This window comes from Desulfovirgula thermocuniculi DSM 16036 (assembly GCF_000429345.1).
GTDB classification, from domain to species: domain Bacteria; phylum Bacillota; class Desulfotomaculia; order Desulfotomaculales; family Desulfovirgulaceae; genus Desulfovirgula; species Desulfovirgula thermocuniculi.
In genome coordinates, this window is the sequence record NZ_AUBR01000087.1 from 1 (window position 1) to 7,666 (window position 7,666).

Here is a 7,666-nt window from a genome sequence, read left to right on the forward strand (position 1 = left end):
CGGTCACGTTCGCGCATCAGACGCTCATCCATTTGTTCCAGGGCCCAGGTAAGAATTTGGTTGCACACCTTCTGGCAAAGTTCGTGAATGCCTCTCTCAAGCTCATAAAAATCCTTGCTCTCACTGATTAACTTAATCAGACCAGTGACAAAAAGAAGGACTGCACCCACTATGTGGCGAATGTCTAACATGAGACCTCACACTCCTTTAGCTTGAGTTTTGGTGGTTTTTTGGGAGCGAGGTCTCATTTCTTTTTCAAGGGGCTTATTCCTTTCTGGCGCCTACTGAAATTTTACACGGCCTTTTAATTTTTTATATAGAGCCGCCGCGGGAAGGCCTGCCTCCTTTAGGGGGCAGAATGAGAGCGGCGGCCAGGTTTTTGTGCTACAATTAACTCGGGTACCACGTCCCAGAAGAAGGGAGGTGAAAGGTGTGGCCTGGAGCGATAAATCACATCCCCACCGCCTTCTACTGACCAAACAATTCCCGCTGGGCCTGGAAATGCTACCGCTTTTCCAGCCCGCCATGCTGGCTGCCAACCGCATCTGGAACTCCTGTGTCTGGCACAGCCGCGAAACTTTCAAGCAGGAGAACCGCTGGCCGACGGAAACGGAACTCAAGGCGAAGTTCAAGTCCTTCGCCGCGTGGCGCGAACTGCACTCCCAGTCGGCCCAAGCGGTGGTGGAAGAGTATTTTGAGGCCGTGTCGGGCTACCGCAAGCACAGGGAAAACGGCCACATTGAAATGAACCCGCCGAGCTTCAAGCCGAAGAACCACCTCCGCACCGTCACCTGGAAGAGGCAGGGTTTTGACGTTAAAGACAACGCCCTCGTGTTGAAGCTCTCCCGGAAGAAGGAACCCATTAAAGTCGCACTACCCGAAGGGTGGAACGTGGTCACCCTGCCCGATGGCACGGGAATGAAGGGCACCCCGGTCGAGGTCAGGGTGAAGGCGGTCCTCCGCCGCAAGGTGGAAAACCTGGTGCTCCACGTGACCTTCGACCTGGGAGTTGTGTCCGTCTACCGGACGGGCGCCGTTTCGGCATACGACTACAACTCTGCGACTTTCGCGCGGGCCGCGTTAAACGGAGCTCTGGACCTCTTCATCTGCCGGGAAATTCTCTCCCAGGTGCAGTACAGGAACAAAACCATAGCTGACTTCCAGGAGAAGATGAGTCGCTTAAAGGAAGGCTCCCGCAGGTGGAGGAGATGTCTTTCCGCAAAAATCCGCAGGCTGAAAAAGCTCGATCGCCGCATCAGGCAGATGGAACACGCCCTGACGAAGCTCTTTGCGGAGCTGGACGAAGCCGAGGGTGTGGCCTTTGCGGTGGTGGGCGACCTGACCGACCTGCGCCGCTCCGCCCGCACCGGAATGAAGGGCAGGAAGGCTACTCAGAAGATCAACCAGATGGCCTACGACCGGCTGCACGCAGAGCAGCGTTACAAGAACCTCATGAGGGGCGTGCAGACCGACCCCTGGACGGAAAGGTACACGTCCTCCACGTGCTGCCTCTGCGGTGCCCGCAACCCTGCCTGGCGGAAGCACCGCGGCCTGTGGGTGTGCGGAAAGTGCAGGTTAATCCTGCAGGCCGACCTCAACGGTGCGGCCAACCTGCTGAAGCAGTACCTCTTCGGTAGCTGCACCGGCAGGGAACTACCCTTCGCCTTCGGGGAACCCAGAGTCTGGCGCTGGGACAAGAGGTCCAACAAATTCGTGCAAGTATCGCCGAGGGCTGCGGCTTGAAACCCGGCACCTGGCGTAGTCGGGACGGAAGTGACGGTCCCCTCCGGGAGACCCTCCGGCAACGGGTTGAAAGGGGTCGCTCGCACCGGTGTAACCCGGCAGGTGCGCGCACCTGCCGCCAGGAAGCCCCACACCTTCAGGTGTGGAGAGGTAGTCACTCCAGGGTCAAAATTACCGTCTCGGGGCCGACCACCTGCCCGGGGCTGGCCAAAATCTCCTTCACCACGCCGCTGGCCGGGGAGAAAATCTTTATCTCCATCTTCATGGCCTCCATTACGGCCACGGGATCGTTTTCCTTTACGTGGTCGCCCACGCCGACGTTCACGGCGAGGAGCTTGCCCGCCATGGGAGCGTTCACCGCCACGGCCATCCTCCACTCCCTCCTCTACAAGGGCGTGATTACAGGTTAATGTTCGAGTACTTGCGCCAGGGCCTGGCCACCTGCTTGTTCTCCAGGAGGTCCAGCGCCCGGGCAACGTACTTCCTGGTCTCGCTGGGCATGATGATGTCGTCGATGTAGCCCCTTTCCGCGCCGCGGTAGGGGTTCTCGTAGAAATCGCGGTACTGCTGGATTCTTTCTGCCGCCGCCCGGGCCGGGTCCTCGGCGGCCTTTATCTCCTTGGCAAAGATGACGCTGGCCGCCGTCTCCGCCCCTACTATGGACACCCTAGCTATGGGCCAGGCAAAGACAAAGTCGGCCCCGGTGTCCTTGCAGCACATGCCCAGATAAGCGCCGGCAAAGGACTTGCGCACGATCACCGTAACCTTGGGCACGGTGGCGTCAATGTAGGCGTAGAGCATCTTGGCCCCGTGCCGCAAAATGCCCTTGTGTTCTTCGTACGAGCCGATCATGTAGCCGGGGGTGTCGTGGAAGTTGACCAGGGGTATGTTGAAGAGGTCGCAGAAGCGCACAAAGCGGGCCACCTTGTCCGCTGCGTCGCAGTCTATGACCCCGCCCATGATGTTGGGCTGGCTGGCCACAATGCCCACGGAGCGCCCGGCAATCCGGGCAAAGCCGACAATGACGTTTTTGGCAAAGTCCTTGAGGATTTCGTAGAAAACGCCGTTGTCCACCACGCGGCGGATGACCTCGTGCATGTCGTAGGGGAGGTGGGCCTCTTCGGGCACCAGGCCGTCCAGCTCGGGGATGAGCCTTTCCGCCTCATCCCCGGTGTCGATGCGGGGCGGCTTTTCCCGGTTGTTTTGCGGCAGGTAGCTCAAAAGCTCCTTGGCCTTGTCCAGGCAGTCCTTGTCGTCTTCGGCCACCACGTGGGTCTGGCCGGTCTTCACGGCGTGGACCTGCACGCCGCAAAGCGCCTCTAAGCTTATCTCTTCCCCCAGCTGGGTCTTGACAAAGGCGGGGCCGGCTATGCCCATAAAACCGGTCTTCCTGCACTGGAAGACAAAGTCCATCATTACCGGGTGGTAGGCCTGGCCGCCCAGGCAGGGCCCCATGAGGAGGGCAATCTGGGGAATGATGCCCGAGGCCAGGATCTGGGAGCGGAAAAGCCAGGCGTAGGCCTCCAGGGTGTCCATGCCCTCCTGCAGCCGGGCGCCGCCGGAGTCGTTCATGCTCACAAAAGGGATGCCCATTTCCTTGGCCATGTCGATGGCCTGGGCAAACTTCTTGCCGTGGTACTCGCCAAAGGTGCCGGCCATGGAGGTGTAGTCTTCCGAGGCCACCATGACGTAGCGCCCGTTGACCTTGCCGTAGCCCACCACCACGCCTTCCGCGGGCACTTCCCTTTTGTCCATGCCAAAGGCGGTGGTGCGGTGGCGCACAAACATGCCTATTTCCGTGAAGGTGCCGGGGTCAAAAAAGTACTCCACCCTCTCGCGGGCCGTCCACTTGCCGCTTTTCTTCTGCTGCTCCACGGCCTTGGGGCCGCCCATGGCCAGGATTTTCTCTTTCTTCTCCTTTAGCTCCTGGTAGCGGTCCATGCGCTCCTCTCCTCCTCCGCAATCTATGAGCGGTTGGCCTTGCGGTAGCCCAGGGCGTCTAAGGCAATGATGAGCTTGTGGATGTTGCTGGTGCCCTCCACTATCTGGTAATACTTGGCGTCACGAAAGTAGCGGGCCACGGGGTACTCCTCGGAGTAGCCGTAGGCGCTGTAAATCCTTAAAGCGTAGTCGGCGCACTTGCTGGCCATCTCGCTGGCAAAGAGCTTGGCTATAGAAGTTTCCCGCGTGTTGGGCACCCCTTTGTCCTTGAGGTAGGCCGCGCGGTAGGTCAACAGGCGCGCCGCCTCAATTTCCACCACCATCTGGGCTATCCAGTCCTGGATCATCTGGAAGCGCCCGATCTGCTGGCCGAACTGCTCGCGGGTGTTGGCGTACTCTACGGCCGCCTCGAGGCAGGCCTGGGCCACGCCCACCGCCCCGGCAGCCGAGGCCAGGCGCGTGTTGTCCAATTGCTGCATGCAGATGGCAAAGCCCTGGCCTTCCTGGCCCAAAAGGTTTTCCTTAGGCACGCGCACGTTCTCAAAGGTGATGCTGCCCACCGGCGAGGCCCAGTTGCCGAGCTTTTCCTTAATGGGGTCGACGGTGATGCCCTCGCTCTTCATGTCCACGATGAAGGCGGACATGCCCTTGGCCCGCTGGGTGGGGTCGGTGTAGGCGTAAACCAGGGCTATGTCGGCCACCGGGGCCAGCGAGATCCACATCTTGCTGCCGTTTAAGACGTAGTAATCGCCGTCGCGCACGGCGCGGGTCTTCATGGCCGCCACGTCCGAGCCGGCGTTGGGCTCCGTCATGGCAAAGCACCCGATGAGATCGCCGCTGGCCAGGCCGGGCAGGTACTTCCTCTTGGCCTCCTCCGTGCCGTAGCGCCAGATGGTCACGCCCGGCCCTAAGGTGTTGGCGGCAAAGATGATGCGCAGGGAGCTGTGCACGCGGGCAATTTCCTCGCACAGTATGGCTATGGCCAGGTACCCCAGGCCGTTGCCGCCGTACTCCTCCGGTATGATGCAGCCCAAAAAGCCCAGCTCGCCCATCTTCTTCACCAGGTCGCGGCGGAAGCGGTGGGCCTTGTCGTCGGCGTCCACGGTGGGCCGCACTTCCTTTTCCGCAAAGTCCCGGGCCACTTTCTGAATGTCCTGCAGTTCTTCCGGCAGGTCAAAGTTCATCTTCGTTCCCCCTTCCAGCTTTCAGCCGTAATAACCCATCTTGCGGGATAGCTTCCGGGCCGCCTCCTTAACTTCCTCCACCAGATGGCGCAGCTGTTCTTCGGTAAGCTGCTCCCTCACACCAATGATGCCGATGGAGGCCCTGACGGCGCCGGAAAAGTCGCGCACGGGAGCGGCAATGCCGAAACCGTAATCCAGGTAGTCTCCGTGCGTGACGGCGTACCCCCTTTCCCGGATCTTTTTTATTTCCTCCCAAAGGCTCGCCCGGCCGGGCGCCTCCTCCCCTCCCTCCACCTCCCTTAGGTACCCCCGAATGAACTCGTCGTCCATGAAGGAGAGCAGGACCTTTCTGGCCGCCCCCCGGTGCAGGGGCATTTCCTTGCCCACCAGCTCGATGACCTTCACCGGCCGGGGACCTTCCACGCGCTCCAGAAAGACGCCCGTTTTCCCCTGCGCCACGGTGAGGTAGGAGTCCTCGCCCGTGCGGGCGGTGAGCTCCTTTAGGACGGGCAGGGCGGCCTCCCGCAGGTCTAAAAGGCCCCTCACCTGCAGGCCCATCCTCAATAACTGCGGGCCCAGCCGGTAGTTCTTTGTCTCCTCGTCCTGGTCCACCATGCCGAATTCCTTAAACACCTGCAGGAACCTGTGCACCGTGCTGGGGGGAAATCCCGTCAGCTCCGCCAGCTGCTTTATGGACAAGCCCTCCCTTGTCCCCTCCGCGGAGAGGGCCATTAAGACTTCCAGGGCCTTGCGCAGGGCACTGCTCATCATCCACCAGCCTTTTTCTTAATACCGGCTAGATTACGCCGCCTGCCTTTAACTCCTCGATTTCCTCCTCGTTGTAGCCCAGCTCCCGCAGGACCTCCCGCGTATGCTGCCCCAGGAGGGGCGGCGGCAGGCGGTACTGCACGGAAAATTCCCCAAAGTGAATGGGGTTCCCCACCACCTTAACCTTCCCCGCCTGCGGGTGATCCATCTCCACCACCATACCCCGGTGCAGGACCTGCGGGTGGGAAACCACTTCCGAGATGGCGTTAATGGGGCCGCAGGGCACCCTGTGCTCCTGCAGGAGGTTAATCCAGTGGGCGGCTTCCTCAGTAGCAAAGATCTCCGCCAGGAGGGACTCCAACTCCTCGCGGTGCTTGACCCTCATCTCGTTGGTGACAAAGCGGGGATCGTCGGCCAGGTGCTCCAGCCCCATGGCCTTGCAGAAGCGCTGCCAGATGGCGTCGTTGCCCACGGCCAGGATGAAGTACCTGTCCTTGGCGCGAAAGGCCCGGTAAGGCACGATGGAGGGGTGTGCCGAGCCCATGGGCACCGGGTTCTTCCCCGAGGCAAAGTAGTTGCTGGCCGCGTAGCTCAGCCAGGAAACCTCCGTGTCCAAAAGCGAAACGTCGATGTACTGGCCCCTCCCCGTTTCCCGGCGAGCCAAAAGCGCTGCCAAAATACCGATCACGGCGTACATGCCCGCCCCTATATCCACCAAGGCCACGCCGATCCTCACGGGCTCCCCGTCCCGCAGCCCGGTGATGGACATGAGCCCTCCCTCGCCCTGCATGAGGAGGTCGTAGGCCGGCTGCTGGGCGCAGGGGCCGTCCTGGCCGTAGCCGGAGAGCGAGCAGTAAATTATCCGCGGGTTTATCTCCCTTATGGTCTCGTAGTCCACCCCCAGGCGCCTGGCCGTGCCGGGCAGGAAGTTTTCCACCATCACGTCGGCCTGCCGGGCCAGGCGGTAAATGATCTCCCTGCCCCGGGGGTCCTTCATGTTCACGGTAATGCTCTTCTTGTTCCTGTTAATGCTCAGGTAGTAGGCGCTCTCCCCGCCCACAAAGGGCGGCCCCCAGGCGCGGGTTTCGTCCCCCACCCCCGGCATCTCCACCTTGATTACCTCCGCCCCCAGGTCGCCCAGGATCATGGTGCAGAAAGGCCCCGTCAGCACGCGGGAGATGTCCAGCACCCTGATGCCTTCCAGGGGCAGCCCGGTCTTGCCGTTTGCGGGCATCCCCAACTCACCCCTAGCTATTTCATAATGTGAAACGCATTTCATATGTTGCATAAAAATTATATTGCAGCAGGCGCTGCCATGTGAACGGCAAAATTGCATTGAAATTATTGATAATTCATTGTTTTCCGCAATTGTCCTCCTGTTGCCCCCAAATCCTCCCGAAAGCTTGCTTTTTCTCCCCGGCCTCACTCCCACCCCCGCAGGCGGTAGTAGTCGGCCAAGAGCCGCGCAAAATTCTCCCGCGGCAGAACGTCTCCGTTCTCCAGCGGCTCGGTAAAGAAGCGCTGCGGCAGGCTGTCGTCTTCTTTCGTTAACCCCTCGCGCAGGTTGAATTTCCGCGTGGCCTCCACAATGCGCCTGGCTATGACGCGCAAGTCCCCCACGTCCACGCCCAGCCCCGTGGTCACGTTCACCAGCTCCACCAGGTCCTCCCACAGCACGAGGTCGCGGTAAAAGCGGCAGAGAATCAAGGCATCGTAGACGGCCAGCCGGTCTTCGTAGTCGATGAACAGCTCCGCCTTGCCTTCCACGGCCTTGGGGTCGATGATCCCCGCCAGCTCGGGCTTGTAAAAGGTGGCCCGCAGGTGGCACGCACCCCGCGCCGCCGTGGCGTAGGCCAGCCCCATGCCCTGTAAGACCCGCGGGTCGTAACCCGCCGGTTCCAAACCTTTGACGTGTACGGCTATGTCGCTAAGCCCCAGCTTTTCCGCCGCTACTTTGGTGCCTTCCGCCAGGAGGTCCCCTATGCCCCGCCGGTAGGCTATCTGGTACAGCAGCCGCGCTACCCCTGCGG

The 7,666-nt window shown here is 60.9% G+C and carries 7 protein-coding genes and 1 pseudogene; 1 reads left to right on the forward strand and 7 read right to left on the reverse strand.

From position 1 onward, the window contains the following. A pseudogene (locus G454_RS19405) lies at positions 1–191 on the reverse strand (ISLre2 family transposase); the annotation flags it as partial. A gap of 241 nt (positions 192–432) precedes the next feature. On the opposite strand from G454_RS19405, the gene G454_RS0114170 reads away from it, so the two are divergent. Then, positions 433–1,743 carry an RNA-guided endonuclease InsQ/TnpB family protein gene (locus G454_RS0114170; RefSeq protein ID WP_027719128.1) on the forward strand — a complete coding sequence of 437 codons (1,311 nt, stop codon included), beginning with the start codon at positions 433–435 and terminating at the stop codon, positions 1,741–1,743. A 154-nt stretch (positions 1,744–1,897) separates the two neighbouring features. Here the strand turns inward: G454_RS0114170 and G454_RS0114175 are convergent, their stop codons facing one another. The 6 genes from G454_RS0114175 to G454_RS0114200 all read right to left on the reverse strand — a co-directional run. Continuing rightward, the gene (locus G454_RS0114175; RefSeq protein ID WP_027719129.1) at positions 1,898–2,113 is read right to left on the reverse strand and encodes a biotin/lipoyl-containing protein; all 216 of its coding nucleotides are present in this window, start codon (positions 2,111–2,113) and stop codon (positions 1,898–1,900) included. Positions 2,114–2,142: 29 nt separating this feature from the next. Continuing rightward, positions 2,143–3,684, reverse strand: a complete 1,542-nt coding sequence (locus G454_RS0114180) for an acyl-CoA carboxylase subunit beta (RefSeq protein ID WP_027719130.1) — start codon at positions 3,682–3,684, stop codon at positions 2,143–2,145. Between the two features lie 23 nt (positions 3,685–3,707). Further along, complete coding sequence (acd, locus tag G454_RS0114185; protein WP_027719131.1) at positions 3,708–4,868, reverse strand: glutaryl-CoA dehydrogenase Acd; 1,161 nt, start codon at positions 4,866–4,868, stop codon at positions 3,708–3,710. A 21-nt stretch (positions 4,869–4,889) separates the two neighbouring features. Next, entirely contained in the window at positions 4,890–5,639 is a 750-nt protein-coding gene (locus G454_RS0114190; protein WP_051276484.1) for an IclR family transcriptional regulator, read from the reverse strand. 25 nt (positions 5,640–5,664) lie between these two features. Further along, the gene (locus tag G454_RS0114195) at positions 5,665–6,870 is read right to left on the reverse strand and encodes a CaiB/BaiF CoA transferase family protein (protein ID WP_027719133.1); all 1,206 of its coding nucleotides are present in this window, start codon (positions 6,868–6,870) and stop codon (positions 5,665–5,667) included. Positions 6,871–7,058: 188 nt separating this feature from the next. Next, positions 7,059–7,666: aldehyde ferredoxin oxidoreductase C-terminal domain-containing protein (locus G454_RS0114200; protein ID WP_027719134.1), on the reverse strand; the 608-nt coding region annotated here is incomplete at its 5' end.